Below are 17483 nucleotides of genomic sequence, written 5' to 3' on the forward strand. Positions count from 1 at the left end.
TTTACTAAATCTGTATTATAATTTTTTCAATCCTTTTATTTCTGCTTTATCACGTGAACAGATAATGCTAATTGCATATCCTCCACCTGGTGCACAAAACTGTCTTAGTTTTGATTTTGAATTTACTTTGAACTTATTAATGGTATATGATGCAGGATTTTGTTTAAAATGAGCGTCTTTACCATCAGCATAAATTGTTGCAACGTATTTCTTATCATTATCCAGAAAATCAAAGCTAATCTCTGAATAGCGCTTCAACTCATCATTTGTTCTTCCTACAAACCAATTATCTGAACCCTTTTCTTTTCTGGCATAAGTGATATAATCACCTGGTTCTGCTTCCAGAATTCTTGTATCATCCCAGTCTAACGCAACATCTTTGATAAACTGAAATGCATCCAAATGTTCTTTGTAGTGTTCGATCACATCGGCCGCCATTTGCAATGGACTATACATGGTTACATATAAAGCCAACTGATTGGCTAAAGTGCTATTGACCTGAGAATGATTGTTGGGATTCAGCTTTGTCAAATCCATTTGGAAAATTCCTGGAGTGAAATCCATAGGTCCTCCCACTAACCTTGTAAAAGGTAAAATAGTGGTATGATCCGGGTTGTTTCCACCAAAAGCATAAAACTCGGTACCTCGGGCAGATTCATTCCCAATCATATTAGGAAAAGATCTGCACAAACCTGTTGGTCTCACGGCTTCATGTGCGTTCACCATAATTTTATAATCAGCAGCTTTACGCACTGCATGTAAATAATGATTCACCATCCATTGTCCGTAATGATGTTCTCCTCGTGGAATGATATTTCCAACATATCCACTTTTTACCGAGTTATAACCATTATCCACCATAAATTGATATGCCTCATCCATATGACGTTCGTAATTTCTTACCGATCCGGAAGTTTCATGATGCATCATCAATCTAACATTTTTAGACTCAGCATATTCATTTAAGGCTTTCACATCAAAATCAGGATAAGCAGTCATAAAATCAAACACATAATCCTTGGATTTATCGAACCAATCTTCCCATCCCTGATTCCAACCTTCTACCAACACAGCATCAAATCCATGCTCTGCAGCAAAATCAATATATTCGCGAACATGTGCATTATTAGCCGCATGTAGTCCATTAGGTGTAACTGATGAATAATCTGTTACACCTAATTTTACACTAGCCAAATTGGAATATGACCAAGTTGATTTACCTGTTATCATTTCCCACCAAATACCAATATATTTTACCGGCTGAATCCAATCCGTTTGCTCAAATTCACATGGTTCATTGAGGTTAAGGGTCATATTTGACCTTAGAATATCAGCGGCTTCATCACCTACAATAATCGTTCGCCATGGTGATTTGTAAGGCGTTTGCAAATAAGCTTTATTTCCAAGAGCGTCTGGAGTAAGATGTGAAATGAACTTTTGTGTGTCATTCTTCCAATCCAGATGCATGGTAGAATACTCAATAAGTGCAGCTTCGTGCAAGTTGATATACAAGCCATCTTCAGTGCGCATCATCAATGATGTCTGTACTCCAGTCTCCGAAAAAATTTGTTGTGATGCATTGGATGTAACTGCTGTTGAAATGTATTCCTTAATTTCAGACAGCTTACTCTCTGTATACTTGTATTCTTGCGTATCGTAATCTCCAGGTATCCACCATGCCGTATGATCACCAGCCATAGCAAACTCTGTACATTCTTCTTTTATAATGAAATGTTGCAGATTCTGCTGCTGTGGAAACTCGTAACGAAATCCTAATCCGTCGTTAAACACACGAAAATGTACATTCATTTGTCGACCTGAATTTTCCTGGTACAATTGGATAATCATTTCATTGTATTGATTGCGAATACTTTTCCATTCACCCAATACAGGTTCCCAAAAATCATCATGTGCCGAATACACTGGCTCATCTTTGATTTGAAAGCCTTCACATAAAGATGAAGTACCCCTATTTTCGCCGGATTTAACATCCATATGACTTGTATTAATTTGATTATCTACCAATTCAAATCCAAGAAATGATTCATTAATCACAAACTTTTGTCCAAAGGACAATTGATAAGCTGGTTTACCATCCTTGATATAAAAGGTCATCAACACATTTTCATCCGGAGAGTACAACTCATAGGATTGTGAATAGCCATAGTTAACTAATAACAATGCGAAAACTATAACGCTCAGAATTTTTCTAGAAATCAACTTCATATCCATTCTTTTCTTCATCTTTTCTTATACAATTATCTACCTTTCAATTCAAAGCTTATTTCTTGCACATCTCTTGAATTGCCACCTACGTATATATTGAACTTTCCAAAATCATAATCGTAACTTAAATCAGAGTGATAATACTTCAGATCATCTGTTGTAATTACAAAATGTAACACTTTCGACTCTCCAGCCTTTAGATTGACTTTTTGGAAGTTTTTTAATTCTTTAACTGGTCTGGATATCTCTGCTACCGGATCATTGATATAAAGCTGTACTACCTCGACTCCATCAACATCTCCTGTATTTTTAAGTTCTACAGAAACTGTTAGCAATTCACCTGGAATCACATTCTTTTTATCAATTTGTATAGTTCCATACTCAAACCGTGTATAACTTAAACCATATCCGAAAGGAAATAAAGGTTCGTTAGGAATATCCAGATATTTGGAAGTGAATTTGTAAGTCTCATCATACGGTCTACCTGTTCTTTTCTGATTGTAATAGACCGGAATTTGTCCCACCGAAACTGGAAATGAAACAGTAAGTTTAGCAGAAGGATTCACCTCTCCAAACAATACATCAGCTAATGCTTCTGCTGCTCTGGTTCCTCCGTGCCATGCCTCTACAATAGCATCCACATTATCATTTTCCCATTTCAATGCCAAAGGACGTCCGTTGGCAAGCACCAGTACTACTGGCTTATTTAAAGCCAATAAGTCTTTTAATAAATCTTGTTGACATTCTGGAAGAGAGATATCAGCGCGACTGGCAGCTTCTCCACTCCAATCGCGAGATTCGCCCATAACAGCAAGGATAACGTCGGATTTATCGGCAACCTGCAAAGCTTCCTTTTTCATCTTTTCCAGCTGCTGAGTATCTATATTAATGTGATCCTTTTCTTCTTTATTTCGATTGAGCAAATATTCATCGGTAGTAAATAAAGTTCCTTCAGCACCTAATACCTTTGCTTTGCCAGCAGCTGCTTCCTTTATCGCTGTATAAATTGTTTTTAGGTGATCGGTTTCATTGTGGGCACACCACATGCCAAGTAAATCACTTTTGGTAAATGCAAGAGGACCAATCACCCCAATGGTTCCACGTTTCTTTAATGGAAGTATTTCATTCTGATTTTTCAACAACACAATCGATTGTTGAGCGAGTTCCAAAGAAGCATCCAAATGTGCCTGACATAATACAACTTTTTTTGCCAATTCCGGCTGGAAATACTTAAAAGGATCATTGAACAAGCCTAATTTTTGTTTGGCTTCCAATATTCTTCTACAAGCTATATTTACCTGGTCGATTGTAACCTGATTCTTTTCCAAAAGCTTTGGAATTTCTTTCATGTAACCCTCTCCAACCATATCCATATCTACACCGGCTTTTAATGCCTTTTTTACTACCATAGTCAAATCGCCAATACCATGGTGTATCATTTCATTAATTGCAGTATAATCAGTAACAACAAACCCATCAAAGTTCCACCTATCTCTCAATAGGTCGTTCATTAACCATGAATTTCCCGTTGCTGGAATTCCCTCCACCAAATTGAATGATGTCATCACCGAACCAACACCTGCGTCAACAGCTGCTTTATAGGGTAACATATATTCATTAAACATACTCACCCGACTCATGTCAACAGTGTTGTAATCGCGACCTGCTTCCGAAGCACCATACAAAGCAAAATGCTTCATACATGCCATCATTGTATTTGATGCAGAAAGATCATCACCCTGATAACCTCTTACCATAGCCTTTGCAATTTGTGCTCCATACCATGGATCTTCACCAGCACATTCAGCAATACGTCCCCATCGTGGATCTCTGCTTATATCTACCATAGGTGAATAATTCCAGCAGGTTCCACTTACAGTTGATTCAATTGCTGCAATTCTGGCACTTTTCTCAATCAATGGTAAGTTCCAGGAACATGCACTTGCTAATGGAATAGGGAAAATTGTAGTATGTCCGTGTATGATATCTCTTCCTGCTATAAGCGGAATTCCCAAGCGAGATTCATTAACTGCAATACGCTGACTTTTAATTCCACCTGAGCAACCTATTAAGCCTTGTCTGATGTAATCTTCACGAGCGTCGCCTTTTCCTATTACTGGTATTCCTGCTGCTCCACCTGATAAGTTCAATTGACCAATCTTTTCCAGTAGTGTCATTTCTTGTAAAAGAGAATCAAGAAAATCAGCATCCCCTTTAGAATTTTGAGAATAAGTACTAAAGCTTATTAGTAAAAGCAATATTATGCAGTAAGGTTTATTCATAGTTGGTTTGGGTTAGTAAATTTCAGCTGCCTGAAATAATTTTTAGTAAAAATAAAGCCGATGTAATTGGTAGCCAAAGAATCCCTGACACACGAACCATACACCTCCTACAAGCACCACTACAACACTACAACACATATCACATTATTATTTATTTTCAACCACTTACAAAAAACACATTTGAGATATTTTCTAATTTAATATCAAAATTACTTGTCGCTATTATATGAATATTTTATATTTGACTCGCTTGTAAAACTATGGGATGCTAAAATTTTACGTCCAATTCCTTATTCATGAAATTCAATTCTCAATATTTTGAGCTATAAATCTTCCAATAAAATCCTAATCTTTCTCCTGTATCTCCTGATGCCGATATTAAGCCTTGCTAAAGATTACAGTCCCGTAATTATCTATTACCCTAGAAATGAATACCATTCCAAAAGTCAGAATTGGAGTGTTGTTTCCGATAAGAAGGGTAACATATACTTTGGCAATAATGATGGACTACTGGAATATGATGGATTCAACTGGAAAATGCACAAGCACCCTAATACAGTTAATACAAGATCACTTTATTACGACGCCGAAAATGATCGAATCTATTCGGGACACTACGAGGAAGTTGGCTATTGGGAAAGAGACATTTATGGAAATCTTGGCTACACTAGCCTGAGAGATAAAATTAAACAGGAATATTTGACTGACAATAGCTTCTGGTCAATTACCAAACAAGATTCCATTGTGTATTTTCAGTCTTTTTCTGCCATACTTTCCTACAATGAATCTTCGAACAAAAGTAAACTAATTACACACCACGGAGCTTTACTGTTTTTAGGAAAGGTCAATGAAAAAATATATTCCAAATCGGGCGGATTGGGAATTATCAAGATTCAAAATGAATCATTTGATGCACTCAATTTAAAGGACTCAATAAGCAGTTCAACATTGCGCTTTTATCTTGATCATCAGGATGGAGTAATTGTTGGAAGTGCAGAACATGGTCTATATCTTTTAAAGGACAAAAAGCTAAAAGAATGGAATCCGACATCAAATGATTTATTAAAAACTCAAAATATTAACTGTGGTGTTAGGCTAAAAAATGGAAACTATGCAATTGGTTCAATCTCCGGTGGTTTATTCATGCTTGATAATAATGGGAATATTTTATACCAAATCAACCAACACAATGGTCTCGAAAACAATACAGTACTTAGCATCACCAAAGATCACCAAGAGAATCTATGGTTAGGTCTTGATAATGGAATAGCCCATATAATTATCAACTCTCCTCTACATTATCGGGTCGATAAAAAGAACATTCCCTATTCTATTTACTCAGTTATCGAACATCAAGGTTATTGCTATTTGGCCACTAACACTGGCTTACTTTACGCCAAAGCCGAAAGTGCTAAACATTTAAATTTTAGCGATCTTAAATTAATGCCCGAATTTAATGAACACATTTGGAAACTGGATGTAATCGAAGGTGAATTGCTCTGTGGTAGTAACAATGGATTATATGTAATCAGGAATAATAAAGCAATTAGTATATCTGGCAAATCAGGAGTAACTGATTTCTCGTTAACCAGACACAAGGAAAAAAAATATCTAATAGCTTCAACTTATAATGACTTGTATGTATTTCTACTGAACAACAACAAATGGCAGTTTAAACATAGCATTGAAGGTTTTTCAGGCACTTGTCGCTTAATCGAAATTGACAATTATGATTTTGTTTGGTTAAGTCATGAAGTGAAAGGATTGACTCGACTTAAGCTCGACGAATCATTTAAAAAAATCCTATCCTCAAAATCTTTTGGAATTAAAGATGGATTACCAAGCAACTATCATTTAGATATTTTTAATGCAAATCAGCACATTGTAATTTCAACAGATAATGGTTTATATACATTTGATCACATACACAACAAAATAGTACCATTTGCAAAACTAAACCGAATATTGTCTCCTTCTGAAAGAATCAATAATATCATGTCGGATGATAATAACCATTTATGGGTAGTGGGTGACAGAAAAATCTCCTTGATTAAAAGTGATATCGACAGTGTATATATTAAGCAAAATTATACTATCGAAGAGCATTTTAGCTTAACGGATAAGTTCCAAAGCTTAACAACTGGTGGTAGCAATACTTATTTCTGCCTCGATAATGGATTTGCAATGATTAATAAGGATTATCATCGAAGTGAAATAAAAGATGAATTGTTCTTCACCAAAGTTGAAATTCAACAATCACCTTATAAAAATCCTGTCTTATTACCACTTCAACCTAAATCAAAAATTAACCTTAAAAAGAACAGAAGCAATATCACCTTCTCATTCAACACAAAATTTATAAAAACCTATAAACCGATATTTCAGTACAAACTAACACCTGAACAAAACCAATGGATAGATTTAAAGCAGGGCAACACACTTAGTTTTCAACAATTAGAAACGGGTAACTATAAACTGTATATACGATTTATGAACGAATCGGGTGAATACTCAGATGAAATTAGCTATCGATTCACCGTTTTACCATTATTACTGTCTTACACCTATATTCCAATTGGATTAGTCCTAATTGTTCTATCAATAACCTTAATATCCGTTGCAACCTACAAGAAAAGAACAAGCAAAATTAAGGTAAAACATAACAAACAATTAAAGAAAAAAGAACATTTGGTAGAGGTACTTAAAGAAGAGGTAAAAAGAAAGGAACTTGAAAATCTGGAAAACAAATTGACCATATCCACTAATGAGATTCTTAAAAGAGATGAAGCAATTGGAGCCATTAAAAATGAACTAACAAAAGCATATGCAGATTTAAGAGGAAGATTCCCTCAAAAAAACTATAAAAAAATACTTGAAACCATCGAGTTGCAAATGGTGAATAGCGAAAAAGATCGGTCGAACTTTGAGCAATATTTTATGGCCTCCCAAAACAGATTCTATGACAAATTAAAACAAGATTTCCCAAAGCTTACCACAACCGATTTGCGACTTTGTGCACTCCTAAAAATGAATTTAAGTTCTAAAGAAATTGCAACTTATCTCAACATTGCTCATCGTAGTGTAGAAGTAAGTCGATATAGATTAAGAAAAAAACTTGATTTAGATCCTGAAACCAGTCTATTACACTTTTTGCTTAAATACTGAAAAAACAATTCCAATTCATTAATCAATTCCCCATTAAATCTTATACTTAAAACAGTTCTATTCAAATTATAAAATATGAATTGTTTCATACTTCAAATGACTAAAAATCTATTTAGTTTGAGCACTTACTATTAAGCTATAAATCCTGGTAGCTCCTAAGATAAAAAAGTGCATAATTCATATGAATCAGGCACTTTTTTTAAATTATTCAGGATTAATAATCTATGTGTTTAAATACTCTCTTCGGAATTTTTTGTCGTTCAACACCAGGACCTTCCCACTCAACGACCAAATCAATATTATCTGAACATTGATAGAATCCCATCCGTATTTGATGCAATCCTTTCTCTAGCTGCAAACTCGCTTGCTGACCAAACGAAACAGACTTTCTTCCATCACTTTCAAACAATTCTTCCCCGTCAATACTCAACTTACACCCATCGTTTGAAGACATATAAAAAGTATATTCTCCTGATTTTGGAATATCAATCAATCCTTTAAAATCAATTCCAATCCATTCCATTCGATCACAAATATCAAGAGTCGGAATTGCAACTATTCCAGTTTTAGCAGGGATATCTAGTTCATAATCATAAACTGAACGATAAATTCCCTCAAAATAAGAATACCGCAATCCACTTTTTACAGCACTAAGGGTATAAGCTAATGCCTTTTGCTTTGTCAAATTACGCTTTACAACAATTCCGGGTTCACAAGCTTCTTTATATGTTCGAAAACTTAAATCTACACTTTTATCGATTTCAAAAGGTTTTAGAAACTGATTACCTTCTTTGTTTGGTTCACTTCCATCAAGTGTATAATAGATTTTCACATCAGGGTTATCGCTTTTAATATCGACCAAAAATCTCTCAATAAATACATCTGATGATTCTGTTAGGTATGCTATTGGAGCTGCATTATATTCTTTTTTTAAGTCAATGTTTACTGCCCATTCTTTATTTGGAGCACTTCCCATTTCCAACACAAGACTACTACCATTTATAATATCAGCATGCAATAATGAACTTTTGTTTAAAGGTTTTCCATTCAGCATAGCCGATTGTATGTACTTGTTTGCCTCACTATTGTTATTTGCCGCAAGAGTAAAAGTTTTTCCATTATCCAAATGGATTTTAACATTTGAGAATATTGGAGAACCAATTGAATAAACAGCTTTACCCGGGCAATCAGAATAAAATCCCATAGCACTTAGAACATACCAGGCAGACATCTGACCACAATCTTCATTACCACAAAGCCCATCTGGAGTATCATGATATTGTGTCGACATTATTTTACGAACCATTTGTTGAGTTTTCCATGCTGCTCCTGAATAATTATACAGATAAGCCATATGGTGACTTGGTTCATTGCCATGTGCATACTGTCCGATTAAACCACTTACATCGGTATCATCTCCCAATTCATGTTTCATTTCAGTTGTAAAAAGATTATCTAACCAATTTTCCAATTCTTTTTTCCCTTCTAATAATTCGGTTACACCTGGAATATCATGAGGAACAAATAAGCTATATTGATAAGAATTTCCTTCAGTATAATTGTAACCTACAGCAGTTGGATCAAAATCTTTAACCCAAGTATGATTATCGGTTTTTCCGCGCATGAAACCAACACCTAAATCGTAAATATTACGATAATTGCTTGCACGATTCATATAGTAATTATATCTATCCTTCTTATTTAAAGCTTTTGCAACTTGTGCGATACACCAATCGTTATAGGCATATTCCAATGTCTTGGAAACAGCCTGACTACTTTTATTCGAGGGAACATATCCTAAAGTTCTGTAAGCTTTTAATCCCCTTTTATCGAGCATTGCCGTACGCTCCATTTCAATGTAAGCATCCTCCAAATTAAAATTTGTAATCCCTTTTGCATAAGCATCTGCAATTAAGGAAACGGCATGATAACCAATCATACAACGTGTATCGTTAGAAGCCAATTCCCACATTGGGTATTCACCAAACTCTTTACTCTTTTGTACCAAACATTGTGCAAAATCACCAGATCGCTCTGGCTCGATAATGGTTAGTAATGGGTGTAATGCTCTAAAAGTATCCCATAAAGAAAAAACTGTGTAATTCGTAAAACCCTCTGCCTTATGAACTTTTCCATCCATACCTCTATACAAACCATCAACATCCTGCGAAACATTCGGTGTTAATAAAGTGTGATAAAGTGCAGTATAGAAATTGCGTTTTTCCTCAATGCTCCCACCTTCAACCTCAATTTTCCCCAAGCTTTTACTCCATCTCTCTTTTGCAAAAATTCTTGCCTTTTCAAAATCAATTCCTTTTGCTTCCGTTTCTAAATTTTTACGTGCTCCTTCGATACTAACATTCGATAGAGCAACTTTAATTTCTATAGGTTCACCTTCAAGAACATTAATAAATGCTATAGTTTGAAGTTGAGTTCCTTCGGCTTGCTTCTTTGCTACAATTTCCTTTTTATTTTCGAAAATTTTAACCGAATCAAAAGGTTTAGAAATTTCCATTGCAAAAAACAATTGCTGATCGCCAGCCCAATATTTAGATCTTCTTTTCCCCTCAATTCGAATATTATCTACAATTCTGATTTCAGATTCAATAACCGGATCACGGTGAATTAAATCCAATAATAGCTTAACTTGACCTGCTTCATCAAAAGTATATTTGTGATATCCTAGTCTGTTTCCAGAGGTTAATTCCACTTTCACCTTGTAATCATCCAAATAAACAGAATAATATCCAGGTTCTGCTCTTTCCGAGTCATGAGAAAATCGCGAGCGATAACCTGTGTCAGGATTTTTACTTGTACCTGAATTAAGATTTACTTTTCCTGTAATTGGCATCAATAGAACATCTCCATAATCTGACACACCAGTTCCAGATAAATGTGTATGGCTAAAACCTATAATGGATGAATCGGAATAATGATAACCTCCGCATCCATCCCACGATTCGTCATTGCGGGTATCTGGGCTTAATTGCACCATTCCAAATGGCACTTGTGCTCCCGGATAAGTATGACCATGAGCTCCTGTTCCTATAAATGGATCAACGTACTGCGCATTATCTTTAGATTCATAACACGAAGAAATCGTTATTAGAATCGTAAGAAATACTATTATATATCTCGCTTTCATATGTAATTCTGAAATTAGTTAACCTTAATTTCTTTGTTCTTTCAACTGCTGATCAATTTGATCAATCTTTCCACTTTTCAAGTCATTTTGATATTCTTGCCAAAGAGAAGAAACGGAAACTTGTAATATTTCCTGAGTTGCTGCCTCCCAAGACCATGGATTGATTGTTTTCGCCGTTTGATTAAACTTGTGCAAAAAATTAGAATCTTTGGAGTGCAACCAATCTATAAAGAAACCTGAAGTCCTGTATCCATCTTTCCAATTGCCTCCAATACTACGACTTTCAGTAGTAAAATAACCACTCACATATCGTACATAATCTGCCATTCCTTCAATAAAACCATAAAAATCGGTACCGCTTTCATATGATCCTGCTCCTAATGGAGAATATTGATATCCATGAGTAATTTCATGAAACAAGACGCCTTTAATTTCTTTCAGTAATTCTTCATCTGATAAACCTTCTTTTTGTTTGGTTTCTAAATATCTCGAACTAAAAAAGATACTAATATGAGGAGGTTGTCCGCCTTTGGCTGAGATACCATCTGTATCCTCAATTGTATAAGTAATTTTATCCAATACATCAATTTCTTCCACATCCATAAACAACCAGTTACATACATCAAAACATACTGATCGAATCAATTCTTCAGGCTTTGGAACCAATTGAGCATATAATGCTCCATTACCACTTAAACTTGTATTCTTAAAATCAATAGTTGGATAAACAAATTGACTCCAACTTTCCTTTGAATATACTGTAATGTAATCGCTTTTAACTACTTCATTAGTTTCATCTTTATCATTAAATGCTTTAAGACTAACTTTATATTTTCCTTTGTGAGCAAATCGTACAACAGGATTTTCTTCGGTGCTTGACTCGGGATTTCCTCCTTCAAATGTCCAAATATAAGAAGTAGCTCCCTTTGATGAATTTGTGAATTGTACCAGATCGTTTAAGTACACAACTTCTTTATCTGCCGAAAAATCAGCATTTATTTCGGTTTCTAATTTCGAGATATCAAATTTCTCATCTTTACTGCAACTGCATATGAAAATCTGTGTTAAGAATATTAACAGTATTCCTTTATTTATAAGCTTCATGTTATAATTATTTAAAGTGGTAGAAATGGTGACGATAAAAGACCTGATCATTGACCAGGTCTTTTATTGATCTAATTATGGGTAGTAGATTTTGGCTTTGATTCAGGCCCTGTTGCCCACTTTTTATTTGGGTATTTACTCATCTTAAATATCAGTTCACCACCATTTACAATGTCGCTATGATTTATGAAACTTTTATTCCATTTTTCACCATTTATCATTACTGATTTAATGTAGGTGTTTTTAGCTGAGTAGTTTTCTGTCTTAATTGTAAACGTCTTTCCATTCTCCAAATTAAGAACTGCTTTGTTAATTGATGGTGTTCCAATTGCATACTGACCAGAACCTGGACAGACTGGATAAAATCCTAAAGAGGAAAAAATATACCATGCAGACATTTGTCCACAATCATCATTTCCGCACAGACCATCTGGCTTGTTCAAATATTTGGTAGTCATTATTTGATTGATGCGTTCCTGAGTTTTCCATGGTTTATTTGCCCAGTTATACATATATGCAACATGATGACTTGGTTCATTTCCATGAACATATCCACCCATAATTCCCTCTCGAGTAATATCTTCATTATGAGCAAAATATTTATCAGGAATATGCATGGTAAAAAGCGAATCCAAATGTTCTGAAAATCGCTCTTCACCACCCATATTACTAACCAAACCACTAACATTCTGTGGAACATACAAAGAGTAGTTCCATGAATTTCCTTCAATAAAACCAGCTGCATGCGTATCTAGCGGATCAAACGGTGATACCCACTCGCCATTTTTATATTTTGCTCTTACGTAACCTGTTTTATCATCGAATAGATTTCTCCAATTCTCCGATCGTTTCAAATATTCTTTTTCCAAATCTGATTTTCCCATGCTTTTAGCCAATTGAGCTATAGTCCAGTCATCGTAAGAATACTCTAAAGTAATAGAAGCTCCTACATTGCTTGTTTCGTATGGCACATAAGCATATTTCAAATAATCGCCTATTCCGTCATACTTTTCGTAATTGGCACTGGCAATGCAAGCCTCCAAAGCCTTTTCTTTATCGACTCCTTCCAATCCGTTAACCAAAGCATCCGCAATTACTGGCACTGCGTGATATCCAATCATGCACCAGTTTTCATTGCCAAAATGACTCCAAATTGGTAAGATTTTGTGAACGCTTTGCTCGTAATGTGCCAACATGGAATTGATCATATCGGCAGATCTTTTAGGCTGAATAAGAGAGAGTAAAGGGTGCTGCGCACGATAAGTATCCCAAAGTGAGAAAACTGTATAGTTTGTAAAACCTTCTGCCTGATGAATATTATGATCCAAACCTCTGTACTTTCCATCTACATCCATATATTCGATTGGATTGATGAATGAATGATACATAGAGGTATAAAAGGTTGTTTTTTTCTCTTCTGATGCAGCTATTTTAATTCTGTTTAACTCCTTGTTCCACTTTGCTTTTGTTTCTTGTCGTATCTGCTCGAAATTAAAGTGAGGAACTTCGGCTTTCAGATTTTTCAAAGCACCTTCGGTACTCACAGCCGAAAGAGCAAATTTCACTTTAATTTTCTCCTTCTCTTTCGTAGTAAAATTAAAGTTAGCAGTTAAAGCCTTTCCTGCCATTTCAGGAAAGTTCTTTGTTTCATCGAACTTGCGCCAAAAGCCATTATAAACAACCTTTTCATTATTTTTACAGGCATAACTTTCGATAGGCTTGGAAAAACTCATAGCAAAGTACTGATAGTTAGATCTTGCCCAACCTCGTGTAATTCTATAACCAGTTACTAATGTATCATTTTCCACACGAATAGTCGACCATAATACCTTACCATCATAATTATAAATACCATGAGTTAGATCTAAAACAATATGAGACTCATCAGAAGATGGAAAAGTATACTGATGAAAACCTACACGTTGTGTAGCTGTTAGTTCCGCTTTCACCTTGTAGTCGTCCAATTCAACAGTGTAATATCCGGGTTCTGCTTTTTCCGTTTCTTTTCGGAACATTGAACGATACCCTTTAGAAGTGTCGTCAATTGTACCCGGATTGTAATGTACTTTCCCCACAGTTGGCATGATTAAAAAATCTCCCAAATCAGAATGTCCTGTTCCGCTTAAGTGAGTATGACTAAATCCGACAATAGATTTATCTTTGTATTGATATCCGGCACAATACCGATAAACTTCTTTATTGTACTTTCCCTCATGCATAAATTGCACACTATCTGTATCCGGGCTTAACTGAACCATTCCAAATGGAGCACATGCCCCAGGAAAAGTATGTCCCATTTCTTCTGTTCCAATAAACGGATCTACATATTGAGTCAGGTCTTTCTCCTGAGCAAAACCTGCAGAGGCAAAAACAATGCTACAACAACAAGTATAAAAGGCAAAAATTAAAGATCTCATATGTCTGTATTTTAATGATTTGCTAACAACTAAAATTAAGTGATTTTTATCTATAGCAAATTAAATTTTCATTTTTTAATTAATATCTGAAAAAGAAGGAGGACGAGTCGAATCAGTTGATGCAAAGCCTTTATTAATAACATCTCCTAAGACAAACTCGATTGTCCCTCCATTCACTATGTCCGTATAATTGAACCAACTTTTATTCCAATCGACACCATTAATTTTAACAGATTGGATGTAAACATTTTCTTTTGAATAATTTTTTGCAATAACTTCAAGAGAATTGCCATTACTCATATTCATTTTAACATATGGAACGGCAGGTGATGTAAGGACATATTGATCGCTACCTGGACAAACTGGATAAAATCCCATTGCATTAAAAATATACCATGCCGACATCTGCCCACAATCATCATTTCCACATAGAGAACCTGGCTGGTTACCATATTGCGTTTCAATAATCTTACGTGTCAACTCCTGAGTTTTCCATGCCTGTCCAGCATAAGAATACAAATAACTAATATGGTGACTTGGTTCGTTACCATGCCAATAATCACCTATTCTTCCATGAATATCATCTACACCCAGGTAATCTTTGCCTTTTTTATTTGCAAAAACAGCATCTAACTTATTCGTAAAATTCTCGTTCCCTCCATAAAGATTTATTAATCCCTGAACATCATGTGGAACTGTCCAGGTATACTGCCAAGTGGTTCCTTCAGTAAAAGCTCCCATGTGCTTAAAAAAGTGAGGCTCAAAATCCGGCAACCACTCACCTTTACTATCCTTAGGTCTCATCCAACCAATTTCAGAATCGAATAGATTTTGATATGCCATTGCTCTTTTTGAGAATCTATGATAATCTTCTATTTTTCCCATTGCCTTTGCCATACGCGCAATGCAATAGTCGTCGTAAGCATATTCCAATGTCTTTGATACCGATTCGTTCTCAAGATCATAAGGAACGTATCCTAAATTCTCATATTCTTGAGTTGCATCATACTCGGGGTGTGTAGCTGAATGAATACAAGCTTGATAAGCCAGTTCCCAATCAATACCCTGTACACCCTTAAAGTAAGCATCTACAATCACAGGAACTGCATGATAACCAATCATACACCAGGTTTCGTTGTTCCAAAATGACCAAATTGGTAATAAGTTATCCGGACTTTGCTCATAATGTTTCAACATCGATTGAATCATATTTGCGTTTCTATCTGCCTGAGTTAAACAAAATAAAGGGTGTGTTGCTCTATATGTATCCCACAAAGAGAAAACCGTATAGTTATCAAAATCTTCCGCAGTATGAATATTTTGATCTAAGCCTCGATAGGTTCTGTCAACATCAAAATAATTTGTAGGCGACATAAATGCATGATAAGCTGCAGTGTAAAAAGTTTCTTTTTGTTCTTTAGATCCTTCCACTTCAAATTTTGCCAATTCCTTATTCCAAAGCGTTTTTCCTTTGTTTTTAATGTTTTCAAAATTCCAATTTGGAATTTCTGCATTTAAATTTTCCATTGCATTGGAGGTACTAATTGCAGATATACCAACTTTCACCATAATCTGCTCAGAGTCTTTCGTTTGGTAATCTGCCACAAATTGTATATCTGGTCCAGCGCTTTCAATACTACTTCTAAATCGGTAAGTTTTATAGGAATCATACTTTTCCTCTTTACCATTCGAGAAAATTCTGGTATTATCGAAAGGGCGAGAAAATTTAGCTGCAAAATATACATACCTTTCTTTTGCCCATCCTTTTACCTGGTGCATGCCGGTAATGGTTACCTCGTCTTCAACTCGAACATTAGACCATATTACTTTGTGTCTTAATACATGACTTAGATCCAATACAATATGGGCACTATCTGTTTTTGGGAAAGTATATCGCATAAGTCCTGCACGATTCGCTGCAGTAAGTTCAGCTTTTACATCATAATCATCAAGAAGAACAGAATAATAATTCACCTCGGAAATTTCATTATCGTGTGAAAAACTTGAAAGATAGCCTTCTTCGCTAAGATCTTTCTCCCCACTTCTAATATGAAGTTTTCCTACTGTAGGCATGAATAGAATATCCCCCATATCAGGGATACCTGTTCCATGCAAATGAGTCATTGAGAATCCATAAATAGTGCTATCTGAGTATTCATAACCAGAAGCTGCTCCCCAATTCCACTTTTCTGTATCTGGACTAAGTTGAACCATTCCAAATGGAACTTGTGGTCCTGGATAAGTATTTCCTTCACCCAATGTTCCAACCAAAGGGTTTACATATTGGCAATAATCTTTTTGTATGCTTGTATCTGTTTTAGTTTTTGTAGAACAAGCAAATAGAGTTAGAAAAACAAGGATTAAAAGGCTGATTTTATTGAGTAATAAGTTCATTCTATTGTCATTTTAAGGAAAATACATCCACATTTAAATTAGATCTAAGTGCATTTCATTTTGATATTGCTCCCATAGTTTTTCTACCGGAGTACCAGTAATAATCTCAACTTGCTTCCATGTCCATTTTACTCCATCATCAGGAAGCATACTTTGGTTCAACTTGTAAATAAAATCTTTCTGAATATTTCTTTCGATCCAAACAAAAAAGAATGCAGAAGTAGAATAAGCATCCTTATAACTTCCACCAGGTTTTTTAGAATTGTAATCTTTATAGCCTAAAAGAGTTCGAACTGCATCTGCAATTCCTTCAATTACTCCTCCAATTTCACTATATCTGTCACCATCATCCCACTGGTAGGCATGAGTTAATTCGTGAGATAAAACTCCAACAATCTCATTCAAAAGCTGCAATGTATCTCGATTTGTTACATTGTATTTTTTTTCTAAATATCCTGAGCTAAACGAAATATTAATAACTGGTGGAATACCGCCTTTAGCAGATATCCCATTATAATCCGAAACGGTATATTTAACCATTTCTACATTTGGGATTTCTTCTACATTTCTATACAAAACCTGACAAACCTTGAAACTTGTTTTCTTGATTAAATCCTCTGGATTCTTGGTAATATCAACATATAAAGTCCCTTTGGAAGTTGAATCTAAGTTCATAAAATCAACCCTAGGTTCCTTAAAATCAGCTTTATTAATTTGCGAAAACAAATTCAGACAAGTGCACGAAAACAC

Annotated in this window: 8 protein-coding genes; 1 reads left to right on the forward strand and 7 read right to left on the reverse strand. The window is 35.2% G+C overall.

Annotated features, from left to right (window positions below):
- Nucleotides 1-15: 15 nt before the first annotated feature.
- Both GCQ56_RS10595 and bglX read right to left on the reverse strand, forming a co-directional pair.
- The gene (locus tag GCQ56_RS10595; RefSeq protein ID WP_227006050.1) at nt 16-2244 is read right to left on the reverse strand and encodes a glycoside hydrolase family 97 protein; all 2229 of its coding nucleotides are present in this window, start codon (nt 2242-2244) and stop codon (nt 16-18) included.
- A 14-nt stretch (nt 2245-2258) separates the two neighbouring features.
- Nucleotides 2259-4508 (reverse strand): beta-glucosidase BglX, encoded by a 2250-nt coding sequence (bglX, locus tag GCQ56_RS10600; RefSeq protein WP_152734435.1) that lies wholly within the window; start codon nt 4506-4508, stop codon nt 2259-2261.
- Between the two features lie 369 nt (nt 4509-4877).
- On the opposite strand from bglX, the gene GCQ56_RS10605 reads away from it, so the two are divergent.
- Entirely contained in the window at nt 4878-7673 is a 2796-nt protein-coding gene (locus GCQ56_RS10605) for a triple tyrosine motif-containing protein (RefSeq protein ID WP_152734436.1), read from the forward strand.
- 214 nt (nt 7674-7887) lie between these two features.
- On the opposite strand, the gene GCQ56_RS10610 is transcribed toward GCQ56_RS10605, so the two are convergent.
- The 5 genes from GCQ56_RS10610 to GCQ56_RS10630 form a co-directional block, all read right to left on the reverse strand.
- The gene (locus GCQ56_RS10610) at nt 7888-10818 is read right to left on the reverse strand and encodes a GH92 family glycosyl hydrolase (protein ID WP_152734437.1); all 2931 of its coding nucleotides are present in this window, start codon (nt 10816-10818) and stop codon (nt 7888-7890) included.
- 24 nt (nt 10819-10842) lie between these two features.
- Nucleotides 10843-11922: a basic secretory protein-like protein gene (locus tag GCQ56_RS10615; RefSeq protein WP_193323765.1), complete on the reverse strand. Its 1080-nt coding sequence runs from the start codon at nt 11920-11922 to the stop codon at nt 10843-10845.
- A gap of 71 nt (nt 11923-11993) precedes the next feature.
- On the reverse strand, nt 11994-14339 hold the full coding sequence (locus GCQ56_RS10620) for a GH92 family glycosyl hydrolase (RefSeq protein WP_152734439.1): 2346 nt from the start codon (nt 14337-14339) through the stop codon (nt 11994-11996).
- 75 nt (nt 14340-14414) lie between these two features.
- Entirely contained in the window at nt 14415-16733 is a 2319-nt protein-coding gene (locus GCQ56_RS10625) for a GH92 family glycosyl hydrolase (RefSeq protein ID WP_152734440.1), read from the reverse strand.
- Between the two features lie 33 nt (nt 16734-16766).
- Complete coding sequence (locus GCQ56_RS10630) at nt 16767-17408, reverse strand: basic secretory protein-like protein (protein ID WP_193323766.1); 642 nt, start codon at nt 17406-17408, stop codon at nt 16767-16769.
- Between the last annotated feature and the right edge of the window lie 75 nt (nt 17409-17483).

Source organism: Marinifilum sp. N1E240, assembly GCF_009295825.1.
Taxonomy (GTDB): Bacteria; Bacteroidota; Bacteroidia; order Bacteroidales; family Marinifilaceae; genus Marinifilum_A; species Marinifilum_A sediminis.

Bases quoted from the DNA above. Each gene is read 5' to 3' on its own strand.
- GCQ56_RS10610 (WP_152734437.1), bottom strand. From the start codon at position 10,818: ATGAAAGCGAGATATATAATAGTATTTCTTACGATTCTAATAACGATT.
- GCQ56_RS10605 (WP_152734436.1), top strand. From the start codon at position 4,878: ATGCCGATATTAAGCCTTGCTAAAGATTACAGTCCCGTAATTATCTAT.
- GCQ56_RS10625 (WP_152734440.1), bottom strand. From the start codon at position 16,733: ATGAACTTATTACTCAATAAAATCAGCCTTTTAATCCTTGTTTTTCTA.
- GCQ56_RS10630 (WP_193323766.1), bottom strand. From the start codon at position 17,408: ATGAACTTAGATTCAACTTCCAAAGGGACTTTATATGTTGATATTACC.
- GCQ56_RS10595 (WP_227006050.1), bottom strand. From the start codon at position 2,244: ATGAAGAAAAGAATGGATATGAAGTTGATTTCTAGAAAAATTCTGAGC.
- GCQ56_RS10615 (WP_193323765.1), bottom strand. From the start codon at position 11,922: ATGAAGCTTATAAATAAAGGAATACTGTTAATATTCTTAACACAGATT.
- bglX (WP_152734435.1), bottom strand. From the start codon at position 4,508: ATGAATAAACCTTACTGCATAATATTGCTTTTACTAATAAGCTTTAGT.
- GCQ56_RS10620 (WP_152734439.1), bottom strand. From the start codon at position 14,339: ATGAGATCTTTAATTTTTGCCTTTTATACTTGTTGTTGTAGCATTGTT.